Origin of the sequence: Halobacillus sp. Marseille-P3879, assembly GCF_900240285.1 — a bacterium.
Classification (GTDB): domain Bacteria; phylum Bacillota; class Bacilli; order Bacillales; family Halobacillaceae; genus Halobacillus_A.
The window spans coordinates 931,308-947,511 of the sequence record NZ_OESS01000002.1 but is presented as its reverse complement, the minus strand read 5'-3'; the positions used below and the strand labels follow the sequence as shown (position 1 = coordinate 947,511).

Annotated in this window: 15 protein-coding genes; all 15 read left to right on the top strand. The window is 36.9% G+C overall.

The window, feature by feature from the left end; translation table 11 throughout:
- Positions 1-260 precede the first annotated feature (260 nt).
- The 15 genes from C1A12_RS12625 (at position 261) to C1A12_RS12555 (ending at position 16,196) form a co-directional block, all read left to right on the top strand.
- The gene (locus C1A12_RS12625) at positions 261-770 is read left to right on the top strand and encodes a phage terminase small subunit P27 family (protein ID WP_200816589.1); all 510 of its coding nucleotides are present in this window, start codon (positions 261-263) and stop codon (positions 768-770) included.
- Positions 767-2,473 carry a terminase large subunit gene (locus tag C1A12_RS12620; protein WP_101844222.1) on the top strand — a complete coding sequence of 569 codons (1,707 nt, stop codon included), beginning with the start codon at positions 767-769 and terminating at the stop codon, positions 2,471-2,473. The genes C1A12_RS12625 and C1A12_RS12620 overlap by 4 nt, the downstream gene beginning before the upstream one ends.
- A 16-nt stretch (positions 2,474-2,489) precedes the next feature.
- Entirely contained in the window at positions 2,490-2,747 is a 258-nt protein-coding gene (locus C1A12_RS12615; protein ID WP_145997049.1) for a hypothetical protein, read from the top strand.
- Between the two features lie 5 nt (positions 2,748-2,752).
- Positions 2,753-4,033, top strand: coding sequence for a phage portal protein (locus C1A12_RS12610; protein WP_101844220.1), 1,281 nt, complete (start codon positions 2,753-2,755; stop codon positions 4,031-4,033).
- Positions 3,996-4,613 carry an HK97 family phage prohead protease gene (locus C1A12_RS12605; protein ID WP_101844908.1) on the top strand — a complete coding sequence of 206 codons (618 nt, stop codon included), beginning with the start codon at positions 3,996-3,998 and terminating at the stop codon, positions 4,611-4,613. Before C1A12_RS12610 ends, C1A12_RS12605 begins: the two co-directional genes overlap by 38 nt.
- Positions 4,614-4,663: 50 nt before the next feature.
- A complete protein-coding gene (locus C1A12_RS12600; RefSeq protein ID WP_101844219.1) occupies positions 4,664-5,794 on the top strand; it encodes a phage major capsid protein in 1,131 nt (376 codons plus the stop codon).
- Between the two features lie 48 nt (positions 5,795-5,842).
- Positions 5,843-6,160: a head-tail connector protein gene (locus C1A12_RS12595; RefSeq protein WP_101844218.1), complete on the top strand. Its 318-nt coding sequence runs from the start codon at positions 5,843-5,845 to the stop codon at positions 6,158-6,160.
- Positions 6,157-6,495, top strand: a complete 339-nt coding sequence (locus C1A12_RS12590; RefSeq protein ID WP_101844217.1) for a phage head closure protein — start codon at positions 6,157-6,159, stop codon at positions 6,493-6,495. Before C1A12_RS12595 ends, C1A12_RS12590 begins: the two co-directional genes overlap by 4 nt.
- Positions 6,495-6,929, top strand: a complete 435-nt coding sequence (locus C1A12_RS12585) for an HK97-gp10 family putative phage morphogenesis protein (RefSeq protein ID WP_101844216.1) — start codon at positions 6,495-6,497, stop codon at positions 6,927-6,929. The genes C1A12_RS12590 and C1A12_RS12585 overlap by 1 nt, the downstream gene beginning before the upstream one ends.
- Positions 6,926-7,255 carry a hypothetical protein gene (locus tag C1A12_RS12580; RefSeq protein ID WP_101844215.1) on the top strand — a complete coding sequence of 110 codons (330 nt, stop codon included), beginning with the start codon at positions 6,926-6,928 and terminating at the stop codon, positions 7,253-7,255. The genes C1A12_RS12585 and C1A12_RS12580 overlap by 4 nt, the downstream gene beginning before the upstream one ends.
- 55 nt (positions 7,256-7,310) lie before the next feature.
- On the top strand, positions 7,311-7,880 hold the full coding sequence (locus C1A12_RS12575; protein WP_101844214.1) for a major tail protein: 570 nt from the start codon (positions 7,311-7,313) through the stop codon (positions 7,878-7,880).
- Between the two features lie 88 nt (positions 7,881-7,968).
- Positions 7,969-8,373 carry a hypothetical protein gene (locus C1A12_RS12570; protein ID WP_101844213.1) on the top strand — a complete coding sequence of 135 codons (405 nt, stop codon included), beginning with the start codon at positions 7,969-7,971 and terminating at the stop codon, positions 8,371-8,373.
- Between the two features lie 266 nt (positions 8,374-8,639).
- On the top strand, positions 8,640-12,566 hold the full coding sequence (locus C1A12_RS12565; RefSeq protein WP_101844212.1) for a phage tail tape measure protein: 3,927 nt from the start codon (positions 8,640-8,642) through the stop codon (positions 12,564-12,566).
- Positions 12,567-14,027, top strand: a complete 1,461-nt coding sequence (locus tag C1A12_RS12560) for a distal tail protein Dit (RefSeq protein WP_101844211.1) — start codon at positions 12,567-12,569, stop codon at positions 14,025-14,027.
- Between the two features lie 3 nt (positions 14,028-14,030).
- Positions 14,031-16,196, top strand: coding sequence for a phage tail spike protein (locus tag C1A12_RS12555; RefSeq protein ID WP_101844210.1), 2,166 nt, complete (start codon positions 14,031-14,033; stop codon positions 16,194-16,196).
- The last annotated feature ends 8 nt before the right edge of the window (positions 16,197-16,204 follow it).

Below are 16,204 nucleotides of genomic sequence, written 5' to 3'. Positions count from 1 at the left end.
AGGGTTTATGGTTATGGAATTAGAATATGGTGAGACATTCGTGATTAATATTTGATCGAATGTTTTTTTATTGAATAAAATTATGAATGAAAAAGTAAAATGAATTTTTTAAATTGAGAGATTGATGAAGAAAAATTTTTTATGGCATGGGGGGATAGTCGAAAACTTTAAAATATGTTTCAGTAGTCGCCGGCAAGTCTTCTGTGAACAAACTCCCCTTTAATTTGGGGATGGGGAAAAGTAAATCCACTTAGAAAGGAGTGATACCGATGGGAAGAAAAGCAAAACCTGCTCATTTGCATTTGTTAGAGGGTTCAAAGAGTCATCGTTCTAATGATGAATTAGAAAAAAGAAAGCAAGCAGAAGAGGACATGAATTTTAAAGACGATGCAGTTAGAGCACCAACTTGGCTTAGGAAAGAAGCTAAGAAACACTTTAATAAACTGGTTAAAGAGTTCAAGGGTTCTGGATTACTTAAGAATGTTGATGTCAATGCTTTAGCCTTATACGCTGATGCTTTACTTGATTACATAGAATGTACAAGAACCGTTGAAGAAGAAGGTTTTACTATTGAGCAAACGAACAAAGCAGGGGCAACAAACAGTATTCCTCATCCACTCCTGACTAAGAAGAAACAAGCCTTTGATCAGATGAGCAAATTAATGGGTGAGTTTGGATTAACGCCTGCTGCTCGTGCTTCATTAGCTAGAAACATGATTAATGAAGTCAAAGAAGATGATGAAGGCAATAAATTTGGTGGTCGAGTATGAGCCTGATTGAAAGAGTATGGAGTTATGCAACTGACATAGTTGAAGGGGATATTCTGGCTTGCAAAAAGCACGTCCAAGCATGTCAAAGGTTCTTTGACGATGTAAATAAGATTGAAGATGATGATTTTGAGTATTACTTCGATGGTGATGAGCTGATTGATTTCTACGATTGGGCAAAAATGTTCAAGCATGTTGAAGGAAAACTTGCTAATCAACCTATTGAGTTAACTGATTTCCAGTTGTTTCTAGTTGCAAATATCTTTTGTTGGAAGTCTAAAAAGAACCATACACGAAAGTTCAAACGTGTTTACATACAATTAGCTAGGAAACAAGCGAAATCGCAACTGCAAGCATTAATAGCATCATATGTAGGTTTCTTAAGCGAAGAAAAACAACAGATTTACATAGCTGGCGTAACCAAAGAACAGTCGAAGATTGTGTATCAACAGATATTAGATCAAATTGATAATGCAAAATTCTTAAGTGGTAAATACAAGACCTCTTACGGAGTCATTACACATAAAAAAAGTGGATCTGTAATTCAACCATTATCTAAAGAAGCGAGAAAAACCGGAGATGGTAAATTCCCTTCTCTTAATATTATTGATGAGTACCATGCCCATGAGACATCTGAAATATTTGACGTTTTATTATCAGGTATGATTGGTAGGCTGAACACCCTCCATGTAGTCATAACCACAGCAGGTCTTGATTTAAATGTTCCTTGCTTTAAAGAGTATGAATACGTATCTAAAATATTAGACCCTGAAAGTACTGTCGATAATGATGAATATTTCGCTATGATCTGCGAATTAGAGCCAGAAGATGACATAAAATTGGAAAAAAACTGGATAAAGGCAAACCCCATCGTTGCTACTTATGAAGAAGGTATGGATGCTTTAAGAAGCAGATTGAAAGTAGCCTTAGAACAACCAGAAAAAATGACTGAATTTCTAACTAAACACATGAATATTTGGGTTCAAGCAAAAGAAAATGGCTATATGGATCTTAAACGTTGGAATAATTGTGGTATTGGAAAGGGTGAAAGCCTTCCTGATATCTCAGGTAAAGAAGTTTATATAGGAATAGATTTGAGTGCTACTCTCGATTTAACGAGTGTGGCTTTTTTAATACCTATTGGCGAAGATAAATTTGTTGTCAAAGGACACTCGTTTATGCCTGAGAATACGTTAATGTCTAAGATGAATACCGACAAAGTGCCGTATGACTTATACGAACGTCAAGGTTGGCTCTCATTTACCCCCGGAGATGTAGTGGATTATCGGTTTCTGCAAAAGTATATAGACGAACAGGTTGAAAAGTACAATTGGAAAGTTAAAGCTCTCTATTATGACGATTGGAACGCCACTCAATTTGCTAATAATGCTGCAGATTTAGGTTACATAACAGTTAAAGTCGTTCAAGGTATGAAGACATTAGCACCAGCTTCAAAAGATTTTAGAGAATTGGTGTATCAAGAAAAAATAATTCATGATAATAACCCTGTAATTAATTTTGCTATGGGTAATGCTGTCACAAAAATGGATCATAACGAAAATTTCATGTTGGATAAATCGAAATCAAGTCAAAGAATTGATCCAGTAGCAAGTATTATAACCGCACATGCTCATGCAAGATTCCATTATCAATACGGCGATGTAGGTAATTACAGTGACGAAGAGTTAGATAAGTTGGGATGGTGATAAGGTGAAAGAAAAATTGAAGGAAACATGGTCTAAGATTAAGAAAACATGTTCTAAAACTAAAGTTAAAACTCTAAAAAAGAGTAAGAATACAGTCGAATTTGTAACTGACAATGTAGAAGACGTATTGATTTTCTTAGGATTGCTGCTAATCGTAGTTGCAACATTGATTTCATTTGGAATTGCACCTGCCTTGTATGTAGCAGGCGTATTTATGGTACTTGTGGGCTTAGGTTTCTTGGATTCCAATATACTTGCTCGTGGAGGGAGGTGAATTAGTTGCTATTCAAGAAAAACAAGATTAGTAAGAGAAGTTTAACAACAACTGATGAAGAACTTGCAAGGTCATTAGGGATTGACATAGACGGTATATCGAGTAATAAAGCTCGTGAAGCTACATTCTATACTTGTTTACGTATTCTTAGTGATACTGTGTCGAAACTCCCATTAAAGTTGTATGAAGAGTCCACTAATGGAACAGATGTTGCTAGTAAGCATTATCTACATAATAAAATGAAGTTAAGACCTAATAAGAACATGTCTTCCTCTGATTTTTGGAAGATGGTCGAGTTTCAACGTAATTATTTCGGTCACTCTGTTGTTGCTATCCATACTGCACCTAACGGTAAAGTGGAAGGTTTGCATCCATTAGATATGGCTAATGTTGAAATTTGGGTTGATAATAATGCCATTATTGGTAAAGACAGTGCTATTTGGTACGTTTACAAACAGAATACAAGAGAGTTTAAGTTCAGAAGTGAAGAAGTTTTACATTTCAAAGGTTTAACTCGTGATGGTATTCACGGTATGCCGATCAAGGATTACTTATCAACTGTTGTAGAGAATCTGCAATACAGTTCTGATTATGTAAATAAGTATTTTAAAGGCGGTCTAACAGCTAAAGGGCTTTTACAATACACTGGAGATATTGAACCAGAAGCTATCAACAGAGTCAAACAAAGGTTTGAAAAAATGGCTAATGGTATGGATAACGTAGGTAAGATCCTGCCTGTTCCACCGGGATACCAATTTCAAACCATAAATACTTCAATGGCTGATGCTCAATTCTTTGAAATAACTAACTTGTCAATCAGACAGATAGCAAGTGCATTTGGTATCAAGCAGCATATGATCAATGATTTGTCTGGGGCTAAATTTAATAATGTTACTCAGCAGAATGAAGAATTTTATCGAGATACATTACAATCCATCCTCACTATGTATGAGCAAGAACTTACATACAAGTTACTAACTGAGAAGGAAATTAACCAAGGTAAATTCTTTAAGTTTAATGTTGATGCTATCCTCAGAGCTGATATTAAGACTCGTTATGACGCTTATGCGATAGGAATTGAAAAGGGTTTCTTGAAGCCAAATGAAGCAAGGAAAAAGGAAGATTTGATATCTGCAGAAGGCGGAGACCGATTAATTGTCAATGGAACAATGCAACCTCTTGATAAAGTAGGAATGGCTTATGAAAGTCAGGGCAAAGATGCCTTTGAAGGAGGTGAAAACATTGACGATGAACAAGGAAACAAGGACTCTAACGATGCCGATTGAGCTTAGAGCAAGCGAGAATGATGAGAATAAACAGGTTATTGTTGGTTATGCTCTTAAATTTAACTCAAAATCAGAGAATCTAGGTGGATTTGTGGAAGTTATAGATCCATCTGCATTAAATGGTGCTGATATGAGTGATGTGAGAGGACTTTTTAATCACGATCCTAATATGGTGTTAGCTCGCTCAAAATCAGGAACATTAACTCTCGAAGTTGACGAGTTCGGTCTAAAATACATAATTGATCCACCAGATACGTCTTTTGCACGAGATTTAGCCTTCTCTATGGGGCGAGGCGACATAGATCAAAGCTCCTTTGGATTCAGTATTACAGGTGACGGTGACGAATGGGAATATGATGAACAAAATGATATTTACTTACGTACCATAAAGCGTTTCGACAAAATTTTCGATGTATCTGTAGTTACATACCCTGCTTATCAGGCAAGTGAATCAACGATTGCACAACGTAGTCTAGAGGATCATAAGAAAGCTCAAGAAGATTTAAGGAAGGCTCAAGCACAAAAGGAAGCAAGAGCACTTCGACAAAAACAAATAGAAATTGAACTGGAACTTTTCTAAAAGGAAAGTTCTTTTTTAATACCAAAAATTAATGGAAGAGGTAATTTTAAATGAAAAAAGTAGATGAATTAAAGCAAATGAAGGCTGGACTTAAAGAAGAAGTGCGTTCTCTAAACGCAGAAAACAAGATTGAGGAAGCAAGTACTAAGTTAGAAGAATTACGTTCACTAGAAAAACAAATTGAAATCCAAATGGAACTTGATAAAGAAGAACAGCGTGAGGTGGAAATTAAAATGGAAAAACGTGATAACAAAGAACAAAAATTAGAGATCCGTACAGTATTTACTAAAGCAGTACAAGGGAAGTCTCTTACACAAGAAGAAAGAGCTCTTGTTCAAGCATCTGTTAGTGCTGAGGGAGGATACCTAGTACCAGAAGAAATCAAAAATGAAATTAACGAACTTAAGCGTCAATATAAGTCTGCAAAAGACATCATTGGTACTGTTCCTGTATCTACTGAAGCCGGTTCTTTCGTACAAGAAGACCTTGCTGGTATTACTGAGCTTGTAAACTTTGACGAAGATAACAGTGGTCTTGCTGAACAACAGCCTAAATTCCGTAACATTGAGTACAAAGTTGCTAACTATGGTTCTGTAACTCCTATTTCTCGTAGTTTCCTTCAAGACGAAACAGCTAATTTCATGAATTTCCTTAATGGACATTTCGCTAAGAAAGCTATTCGTACTGAAAATGCTAAAATCTTTGCTGCACTTAAACAAGGTAAGACTGCTAAAGCTGTTACTGACCTTAAATCTCTTAAGAAAATCGTTAATGTTGACCTTGATCCTGCAATCAAAGCACTGGCTGTAATGGCTATGAACCAAGACGCTTTCAATGCTCTTGATGGTATGGAAGATGAAAATGGTCGTCCATTACTTCAGAAAGACCCTGCAAACGCTACTCAATACCTAGTACTTGGTCTTCCAGTACACGTTTATTCTAACGCAGAACTTCCTACAACTGGTGATGAAACTGATGGATACAAAGCTCCAATGTTTATCGGTGCTACTAGCGAAGGTGCTAAATTCTTTGACCGTGGCGTTTATGAAGTAGCTGTTTCTACAGAAGCTGGATTCACTAAGAACCAAAACGTTGCTCGTGTAGTTGAGAGGTTTGACGTGCGTCAGGCTGATTCAAGTGCATATGTACTAGCAGAAATTGACGTGACTGAAACTGCATAATTGAAATGGGGCTTATAAGCCCCTTCTTAAATTAGGGGAGGCGATTAAATGTTAGAACCAATTTTAGTCACCCTAGACGAAATGAAAAGCTATTTGAGATTGGAACCAGATGATATTGAAGAAGATGCGGATATTAACAGTTTTATTCTGGCTGCTGAAGACTATGTAAAGAGGGCTACGGGATTCAAATTTGAAGATGAACAGCCTGACACTGCAAAATTGATAGTTAAATTGCTCACTTCACACTGGTATGATCACAGGTCAATTGTTTCCAGTTCACACGTTGCTGTAAATAAAGTGGATTTCACTGTAAGAGCTTTACTGGCTCAGTTGACTTATACACATGTAGAGGAAGAAGAGGAATGATTTCAGCAGGGGATCTTAATAAGCGTATCAAAATACAAGGTAAATCATCTGATGAGCCACAGTATGACCATGATGGATATTTAATTGAAAACCCTGAGCCTACTACTTACAGTGTCCGAGCAAAGGTTAAACCTGTCTCAGCACAAGAATATCACAAAGCTAAAGCAGATCAGACTGAGAATATCACAAGGTTTATTATTCGTTATCGTAAAGGGTTACACGTAGATGATAGTATGAAAGTTATCTACAAAGATAGGGTTTATGAAATTGAATCAGTCATTAACGACAATGAGGCAAATATTACCCTAACTATTATGGGAAGGGAAGTGTCTTAATGTCCAAGTTTGGCGTTCAAGGATTAGAAAAATTCGATGATTTAACTAGGGAAATAGCTAAGATGGCTAAAAATCTTGACGGTGAAACGAAAGATAAGGCTATGAAAACAGGCGCAGAAGTCGTAAAAAGTAAGATCGAGAAGCATCCTAATGTGCCTGTATCAAGCCAAAATAAGCGACATGCCCGTGATAATTTCAAGGTTGTTAAGAATGTAAATGAAGACCTGTACGATATTGGTGTATCTGATGATTTCTTTTATTTATTTTTCCATGAAGTCGGTGCTAAAAGCGGTACATACAAAGGTAAAGATGGTAAGACTTATACTACTCCTTCAATTCCCGCAAAACCGTTTATGCGTCCTTCATTAGAGAACAGTGTAGGAGAGATTCAGCAAGCAATGGGTGAAGTAATAAGGAAGGCGACTAAATTATGAGTGTAAATTCAACTATCATAAATGCTCTTAAACCTTATGCCCCTGTTGCTTTTCACCATTATACAGGTTCGGAAACAACTTATATAACATTCTTCACTTATAACGAAAGGTCAGGATTGATTGCTGACGATGATGAGAAATCAACGATTTATAGTATACAAGTTGATCTTTATAGCAAGGGAAATCTTGAAACATTGGAACAGCAAGTTAAAGATGCTTTAAAGGAACATGGATTTAGAAGGACTTGGGCTATGGAGTTGTATGATATTAGTACAAAAACGTACCGTAAAAACTTGTCCTTTAGGTTGAATAAGCAAGTCGAGTAGAAGGTGGATATGCTGCCCTGCTCATAAAAAATTATTATGAAAGAAGGAAATTAGAATGGCTTTAGTTGGTCTAGATAAATTATACGTTGCAAAATTAGAAGAAGTAGACGGTGTGGAAACTTACGACACACCTGTACATATTAAAGATGCGATTGACGCTAACATTACACCATCTGTTGATACTCAAAATCTATTCGCAGATGATACGGTTGCTGAGATCATTACACAGTTCTCTTCTGTTGAAGTTTCATTTACAATTAACGAATTAGGTTCAGAAAATTATGCACTCTTACTTGGTAAAGAAAAGGATTCTAACGGAGTAGTGATTGACTCAGCTAAGGATTTAGCACCTTTCTTTGCTATGGGCTTCCGTTCTAAGAAGTCAAATGGTGAATATCGTTATGTTTGGCTTTACAAAGGTAAATTCCAATCACCAGAAGAGACTTTCCAAACACAAGCTGACTCTGCTGACCACCAAACTCAGTCTATTTCTGGTACATTCGTTAAACGTGATGATGGACAATGGAGAGCAAGAGTAGATTCTGACGATGAAGAAGTAGGAGCTGGCACAACAGACACTTGGTTTGACGCTGTTTATGAAACTCCTGAAGATACTACTGCATAAAACATTATAAATACTAAGGGGTAGGGAGTTTTAATCTCCTTGCCCCTTTTTTTATTTTCAACCAATTATAGAAATGAGGAATTTATAAATGATTAAAGGTAAAGATTTTAAGCAAGCAAAATTAGTGAATATCGAGTTGGACAAAGAAAGACCATTGACGTTTGATTTTAACGCTTTATGCGAGTTACAAGATCATTATATTGATCCATTCGTAGCTGTTAATGGAATGGCTACGGGAGATGTTAAATGTTTACGTGCATTACTATATGCTTCTTTACTAGCTGGACACTTAGTAGAAAAGGAAAATGAAGAGTTTGACCTTACTCTTAATCAAGTTGGTCGATATTTGGGGCAAATTATGGCTGCAGATAAGAAATATTATGAAGAAATATTTGAAGTAATTATTGATGGTATAACGTTATTCTTCCCACAACTTAAGCAAGAGGACAATTCTAAAGAAGAAAGTAAGGAAGACGAAGACTCAAAAAACTAAATAACCAATCTCAAGACAATCCTATTGCTTGGGATTGGTACTATTATTTAGCTACTCAAGAATTAAATATTCCCGAAGAAAGATTTTGGAGAATGACAATGAGAAAATTGAATCTTATTTGGGACATGAAAAAGAAAATGACTAAGCCTCAACAGAATACCAATGTAAATGCAAAAACGAAAAAACGAGAAATTGGTAAAAATGAAAGAGTGAGTATAGATGCGTTGGATTTCTTTTAAAAGTGAATTAAGAAAAGAGGTGGGATTATGTCAGAAGGCTTAGGTGCTTTTAAGATCTCTCTTGGTTTGGATTCAGCGCAAGCAACTACCAGTTTGGTAGATTTAAACCGAAAGCTGAAAGGTGTAAAGTCTGAGTTTGATGCTGTCCATGATGGTACTAAAGATTTTGCTCAATCAGCCGATGGTCTTAAAGCCAAGAATGAGATGCTTACCAGACAATTCGGCTTGCAGGAAGCTAAGTTAAAAGAATTGAAGAAAAGATACGACGATTCTGTAAAGGCTAAAGGGAAAGATGATAAAGCCTCTGAAAACCTTCTTATACAGTACAATAAAACTAAAAACGCAATGAATAAGACGGAGAGGCAAATCAAAGACGTTGAGAAAGCCTTAAAAGATCAAACTAGCAGAGCTAAGAAAGCACAAGAGGGACTTGAGAAGTTTGGTGATAAATCAAAAGATGTGGGCGGTAAACTGTCTTCAAGTCTTACCCCTCTTATTGGTGGTTTAGGTACGGCTCTTGGAAAAGTTGCTGATGATGCCGATTCTTCAAGGCAGAGATTACAACAATACTTTGGATCGACTAAAGAAGAAGCTGAAAAATTAACCCAAACAGCCCGTGATATATGGAAAGACGGTTTCGGTGAAGATATGGGTGCTGTCGAAGATGGTATTATTCAAGTAAAACAGAACATGAAAGACTTAAATGAGTCTGATTTAGAGCAAGTAACCAGAGACGCAATGACATTAGCAGGAGTATTCGATGCTGACGTAAATGAAGTTACAAGAGCAGGAAATAACCTTATGCAAGGTTTCGGAGAAACTTCAGAAGAAGCCTTTGATTTAATGGCATGGGGTGCTCAAAATGGCTTGAATTTCTCTAATGAAATGTTTGACAATCTTGCTGAGTATGCACCTTTGTATAAAGATATGGGATTTTCTGCAGAAGAATATTTTGAACTACTGAAAAAGGGTACTGATTCAGGTGTTTATAATCTCGATTACATAAACGATGTTATGAAAGAGTTTCAAATTCGTACTAAAGATGGAACTGAAGGGGTAGCTGAGGCTATTGGTCAATTATCCCCGACTACTCAAGGTGTATTTGAGGACTTCAAAAATGGTGAAGCTACTATTAAAGACTTACATAACTCTGCAATCAAAGACCTTTCAGGAATGGAAGATCAAGTAGAAGCTAACCAAATAGGAGTAGAGCTATACGGTACTAAATGGGAAGACCTTGAACAAGATTCTATGTACGCTATGGGTAACATTACTGGTGAGCTAGAAAATGTTGATGGAGCAATGGCTAACTCAGGTGAAAATGTAGATAAGTCATTCGGTCATAAATTAAAGGTTGCTTTTCGTACTGCACAGGAAGACTTAGTACCACTAGGCGAAAAACTCTTAGCTGTTGGGGAAGATATCCTTCCTAAAATAACTGATGGTGTAAGCAGTATGGTTGATTGGTGGAATGATTTATCTCCTAAAACACAGGATTTTGCCCTTAAATTAGGTGCAGTAACTGCCGCAGCAGGTCCGTTACTTGTGGCTGTAGGATCAATTGCAGGGGTAATAGGTGGGTTAGTACCGATTGTTTCAGGAGTTATTGGTTCTATTGCTGGTGCAGGTGGATTAGGTGCAGCTATAGCAGGTTTAGCTACCGGACCGATAGGAATAACAGTTGCAGCTATTGGCGGACTTGTTGCAGGTGGAGTCCTCTTATGGAAAAACTGGGATAAACTTAATGAGAAGATCGGACCTTTGGCAACAAATATACTAGCCTTAGCAACTCCTTTCGGTGGAGTAGTTGCGGCAGTGAAAGGCTTTAAGGAAGCTAATGAAGAAGTTATTCCTTCAATGGATTTGTTTAATGATAAAGTATCTGACTCAACACAAAAAGCTGTTGGGGATTACATGAAAATGGATGAAGATGCTACTTTAGCTTTAAACGAAATGGCATGGTCGCAATCGGAAATCACAAAAGATATGGCTGAAGACTTAATAGGTCAATATGATGAAATGAATAACACTATACTTACAAAGATGGACGAAAGACACGAGGAAGAACTTGGGAAAACTAAGAAATTGTTTGAAGACAGTAGTGCTTTATCAGCCGAAGAAGAAGCAAAAATACTTGAAGATATGGACAAGAAACATGCTACAAGAAAAGAAAAACAGCAAGAGTACGAAGATCAAATAGCTGAAATTGTTAATACGGCAAGTAATGAAAAACGTGCTTTAACAGAATCCGAACGTATAGAAATCGAAGGTATTCAGGACAAAATGAAAGAATCTGCCGTGAAAACTATGAGCGAATCGGAAGAAGAGCAAATGATTATCTTAGGTAGGCTAAAAGACCAAGCTGAAAACATTACAGCAAGACAAGCAGCAGACGTTGTAGCTAACTCAAAAGAACAACGTGATAAAACAGTTGAAAATGCTGAAAAGCAATACGAGGATACTGTTGACAATATTACATACCAACGAGATGTTCTAGGGGTTATTTCGGAAGAACAAGCTCAGAAATTAATTGACGAAGCTGAGTTACAAAAAGACGGTGTAGTAAGAAATGCTAACAATATGCATGAGGATGTTGTTCGTTCCGCACGAGATCAAGCTGGCGAACACGTTGATGATGTAAACTGGGAAACTGGTGAAGTCCTCAATGGTTGGGACAAAATGTATGGTGGAGTTATTGACGCTGTAAACTGGATTAGAGACCTATTCGGCATGGATAAACTTAAGAAAAAGGGTACGGTAAAGTTACGCTATAAGCATAAAGGCGAAAAAGCAACTGGATTCAGAGATGTTGGAAAATACGCAGAAGGTACACACAATGGCAACAGGCATCCCGGTGGAGAAGCAATTGTAGGCGAAGAAGGTCGAGAATTAGCCCATATTCCGGGTAAAGGTTTGACTATGCTTGGTACTAAAGGACCGGAGTTTATCAAGAACCTTCCTGCAGGCTCATCTGTACTTCCAAACCCTCATACAGAAGCTCTCCTTAGCTCTTATAATTTTCCGCCTATGTACGCTAACGGTATTGGAGATTACTTTGACGTAATTACAAAAGGTTCTAAAGCTGTATGGAAACTAGCTGCTGAAAAAATGGGATTCGGTGACAGCCTCTTACCTAAAACCTTTAAAAATGCTGTAGGTAACGTTTCGGGTATTATTGGCGGTTGGTCTAAGAATTTAATTGATGACCTTATTGACGATTGGGGATTCGGAGCAGGTAGCTTCACAGGTAAAGTTGCAAGTAATAAGCAGGTTGAAGGATGGGTAAAACAAGCACTTAGTGTTACCAATACACCTATGTCTTGGCTTCCTGCTATGATGGTTAAGGCACAGAAAGAATCTGGCTACAATCCTAGAGCAATCAACCTTTGGGATATTAACGCTAAACGAGGGATACCATCTAAGGGTTTATTTCAGACCATTGATCCTACATTTAATGCTCATAAAATGAAGGGTATGAATGATATTTATAACCCTATACATAATGCAGTTGCAGCTATTCGTTACATTAAGTCTCGTTATGGCTCTGTGTTTAACACACCGGGTATCGCAGCTATGTCTCAGGGTGGAGGTTATGTAGGTTACGAACAAGGTGGATTCATCAATAAAGAGCATTACGCTATGGTCGGTGAAGGTAATAAAAAGGAAGTTGTAATTCCACTCGAACAATACCGTGATCGAGCGAAGGAGTTATGGCTTCAAGCTGGTGAAAAACTTGGTATGATTCATATGCCACAGCCTGATTTACCATCTGCCGGATATTCCAGAGGTGGAAACACTACCTCAAATACAAGCAATAACAATTATAACTATAATGTTTATGTTGCTTACACAGGTAATACGAAAGGTAATGATATACAGGAATTGGTTAAGGAAATTAGATACGAATTAGAACGACAAGATAATGACAAAAATCGTGCGCATGGAGTGATTTAAATGGCAAGTGAAATAAAGAGTTATGCGGGGGTGGAAACACCCTCTTTTTTAATTGTTGAAAGGGTTACACCTCAAACACTCCCACCAGCTAGAGTAAATTCCATGAACATACCTATGAAAAATGGTGAAATGTTTTTAAATAAGACTTTGGGAATTAGAACTTTCGTTGCTGATGTAGCAATAAAAGTTCCTAAAGACAGGACACTTCTTGAAATGATGGATGACTTAGCAGATTGGCTAGACTATGATGAACCTCAAAAGTTTATTCTCAGAGACAAACCTAATATCTATTACATGGCAATCGTAGAAAGCTCAACGGACATCGAACGGTTCAGTTCTTCTGGTAAGGGACAGATTACATTTGTCTGTTATGACCCTCACGGTTATGGAGCTGATAAGCAATACGTGTATGAAGGCAATCAAGAAGATCCTACGACTATGGTAAATAATGAGGGTAACAAAGAAACTGCACCAATTATGTCTATGAGATTTGTTAAAGACGTTACTGATTTTGCTGTAACTACAGATAATAACATGCTTTACTTTGGAGAGCCGTTCGATGAAGAGGTAAATGTAATTAAAGACCTTAAGCCTAAACATGTTTACCGAGAAATGGATTCATTCGATGGTTGGACAAGTGGAGTTAGTGTTGATGGTGGTAGCGTTGTAGGTGAATTTGAAACGAATAACAGGTCATTCAGACAATCCGGTAAAGATTATGGAGAAGGAACAAAGTGGCATGGAGCTTCAATGATTCACTCTATAGGAGCAGAAATTCAGGATTTCACTGCCCATGTGCATATAGGATTTAGAGCAACGAATAAAGATCAAAAGGGCAGAGTAGAGCTTTACTTGTTGGACATAGATGGAAATAAAATTGGTAAAGTTGCATTGGTTGATAATTACACTTCTGGTGACTTTCCAAAATTTGAAGCACGAGCAGGCTCTTATCAAGAAGGTCATTATTTTGTTAATGACTTTGGAAGAACTAAAGATTATTTTAGCCAGTTCTACGGAAGAATGGAGATTTCCCGTAAAGGAAACGAGTGGGAAGCAAGTATCAGATATTGGGATTCAGATAAAGAAAGATACACCAAAAAACTTGAAGGAAGCTGGATTGATCAATCAGATACATACTCAAAAGGTTTAGCAGCCGTTCAAATCCATATTGGAGCATATGACGACAGAGCACCTACTGATGATATGTTTATCTGGCGCACAACTGTATGGGAACATCTTACTTTTGAAGAGAACAGTATTGATTTTGTATTTAGAGTTGACGATGACCTAATAATTGACAATGATAAGGGCGAAATTTATTTAAATGGTGAAGAATTTTATGATAGGTTATACCCTTCATCAACCTTTTTAATGTTAGATAAGGGCTTAAATGGTATTGCCGTTTCTGATACTGATGCAATTACTGATTGTGTCATCAACTTCAAAGAAAGGTGGAAGTAGTCTATGTGGTTTGTTTTAGACGCTAAGTATAAGCCAGTAGGCATTTTAGATAATACAATACCAAATGGCTGCCCTATTTTAAACGACAATAGAAAAGAACAAATTCTAAATGGATACAACACATTAACCTTTGATGTTCCTGTAATTCATAAGACTGCAAGCCTTCTGGAAACAGAAGGTTTTGTTGTGTTTACAGATGATAATGGAAGTGAGTTTTATCGAATAAAAAGAATACGAGAAATTCATGGGGAACAAATGATAAAGACTGTAGAATGCGAGCCAGGTGCTACTGCAGACCTGCTTACACAACGAATTAGACCTGTAGAATTTACTTCTCAAAATTTAACCCAAGTAGTAAGTACGCTACTTGCAAATACTGGTTGGGAGTTAGGTGAAAGTTATTACGATAATGTAGTGACTATTCAATATCAAGACTATCCTACCTCTTTAGATGCAATTCATCAAGCAATAGAAGCATTCGATGCAGAAATTGAGTTTAAGGTTGAATTTAATGGTACGAGGATAGTTAGAAAAGTAGTCAATCTATATGATAAACGAGGAAGTAAGACTAACAAAATATTTGAATATGGTAACAACCTGCAAGGTGTAAGACGTCTTAAAAATACTGACCAACTTTTCACAGCCATGATTGGTATTAGAGATGGAATGATGATTAAAGATAAGGCTGTTGGTGATCCTAAATGGGATAAATTTGAAACTGGTGATGACTTTGTAGCAGATCCAGAAGCCCTAGAATTATACGGCAACAATGGAAAACATATCTTTGGTATTTATCAAGATAATTCCGCTTCATCTCCAACTGAATTGTATAACAACACTTGTGCTCAATTAGAAAAGCATAATAAGCCTCAGTATAAGTATGAAGTTGATATTTCTCTAATTGGAAATGTTTCAATTGGTGACACGATTATGATTAAAGACAGAACATTTGAACCAGAGCTTTACTTAAATGCTCGTGTATTAGAAAAAATATCTAGTACGACTGAGCCTGAAAAGGGAAGTGTGGTATTAGGGGAATATGCTCAATTAAGAGTTGATCCTATTGTTGCAGCTAAAAGAATACAGCAATCCGTAACTATGAAGCAAAATGAATGGACTAAAGCAAAAGAAATGTCAGATCAATTAGATACACGTGTGGGAAATGCAGAAGAAAAGATTACTGAAGATGCTATGGTTAAAACTGTAATGTCAAATCCTTCTTATCAAAACTCAATGGATGAAAAGGCGAATGCAGAAGAACTTGGCGACAAGGTATCTAAAGACGAATTAGATCAAAAAGCTGAGGAAATCAATTCAAACACCGACGATAAGATTGCTAATATTGACTATTCTCCTTATGCCACAAAGACTGAACTTACACAGTCTGCAGAATCCTTTGACTTTAAAATTTCTAAAAGTAATGGAACAAACTTAATCAACAACTCTGTTGGCTATGCAGATATGGATTTCTGGTATACCGGTGGTGGAACACCTGAAACCATTCAAAACGATGAACTTAAAAAAATCGGTGCTGGTTCTGGTTTTCACTTCAAGAAGAGTACGGATTGGGTAAACCTTTACCAAGATATTAAGGTTAGTGCTGGTCAAGAATATACAATGTCTTGGTATGTTAAAGCAACTAATTCCGACAATCGTGCTTATGTGATAGTTTACAACGGTGACATGAATGATGACCGTAGAGCCTTTTCTCAATACACTGAAACCGATGTGGATACAGATGGATATAAATATTATTCAGCAACCTTTATTGCTCAAGAGGATGATATTACTCTTAGAGTAGGGTCAAATGATGCTGATGCTACTTTCACAAACATTATGCTCAACGAAGGTGACTCTCCCCGTCAATGGTCGATGGCTAATGGAGAAATTTACAATACTAATGTAAGGATTGATATGAACGGTATCAAGGTTAATTCATTCAATACTAAAGGTTATACAGCAATCACACCTGAAGAGTTTTCTGGGTATTCAGAGGTAGCAGATGAAGAGGGAAATGTTTATATGGAAAAAGTATTTACGTTAAATGGCGATGTTACAGAAGTGTCTAAAGTACAAGTTGATAAAGAAATTAACATTAAGCCTGTAAAGATGGTAGTTGTAGACTCTCCTGAAATAAAGGGGCTGGCATTCATCCCAAGTATTGATTAAGAAAGGAT

Excerpts from the sequence above, each read along its gene's own strand:
- C1A12_RS12620 (WP_101844222.1), top strand. The coding sequence starts at position 767 with ATGAGCCTGATTGAAAGAGTATGGAGTTATGCAACTGACATAGTTGAA.
- C1A12_RS12605 (WP_101844908.1), top strand. The coding sequence starts at position 3,996 with ATGAACAAGGAAACAAGGACTCTAACGATGCCGATTGAGCTTAGAGCA.
- C1A12_RS12600 (WP_101844219.1), top strand. The coding sequence starts at position 4,664 with ATGAAAAAAGTAGATGAATTAAAGCAAATGAAGGCTGGACTTAAAGAA.
- C1A12_RS12595 (WP_101844218.1), top strand. The coding sequence starts at position 5,843 with ATGTTAGAACCAATTTTAGTCACCCTAGACGAAATGAAAAGCTATTTG.
- C1A12_RS12590 (WP_101844217.1), top strand. The coding sequence starts at position 6,157 with ATGATTTCAGCAGGGGATCTTAATAAGCGTATCAAAATACAAGGTAAA.
- C1A12_RS12585 (WP_101844216.1), top strand. The coding sequence starts at position 6,495 with ATGTCCAAGTTTGGCGTTCAAGGATTAGAAAAATTCGATGATTTAACT.
- C1A12_RS12580 (WP_101844215.1), top strand. The coding sequence starts at position 6,926 with ATGAGTGTAAATTCAACTATCATAAATGCTCTTAAACCTTATGCCCCT.
- C1A12_RS12575 (WP_101844214.1), top strand. The coding sequence starts at position 7,311 with ATGGCTTTAGTTGGTCTAGATAAATTATACGTTGCAAAATTAGAAGAA.
- C1A12_RS12570 (WP_101844213.1), top strand. The coding sequence starts at position 7,969 with ATGATTAAAGGTAAAGATTTTAAGCAAGCAAAATTAGTGAATATCGAG.
- C1A12_RS12565 (WP_101844212.1), top strand. The coding sequence starts at position 8,640 with ATGTCAGAAGGCTTAGGTGCTTTTAAGATCTCTCTTGGTTTGGATTCA.
- C1A12_RS12560 (WP_101844211.1), top strand. The coding sequence starts at position 12,567 with ATGGCAAGTGAAATAAAGAGTTATGCGGGGGTGGAAACACCCTCTTTT.
- C1A12_RS12555 (WP_101844210.1), top strand. The coding sequence starts at position 14,031 with ATGTGGTTTGTTTTAGACGCTAAGTATAAGCCAGTAGGCATTTTAGAT.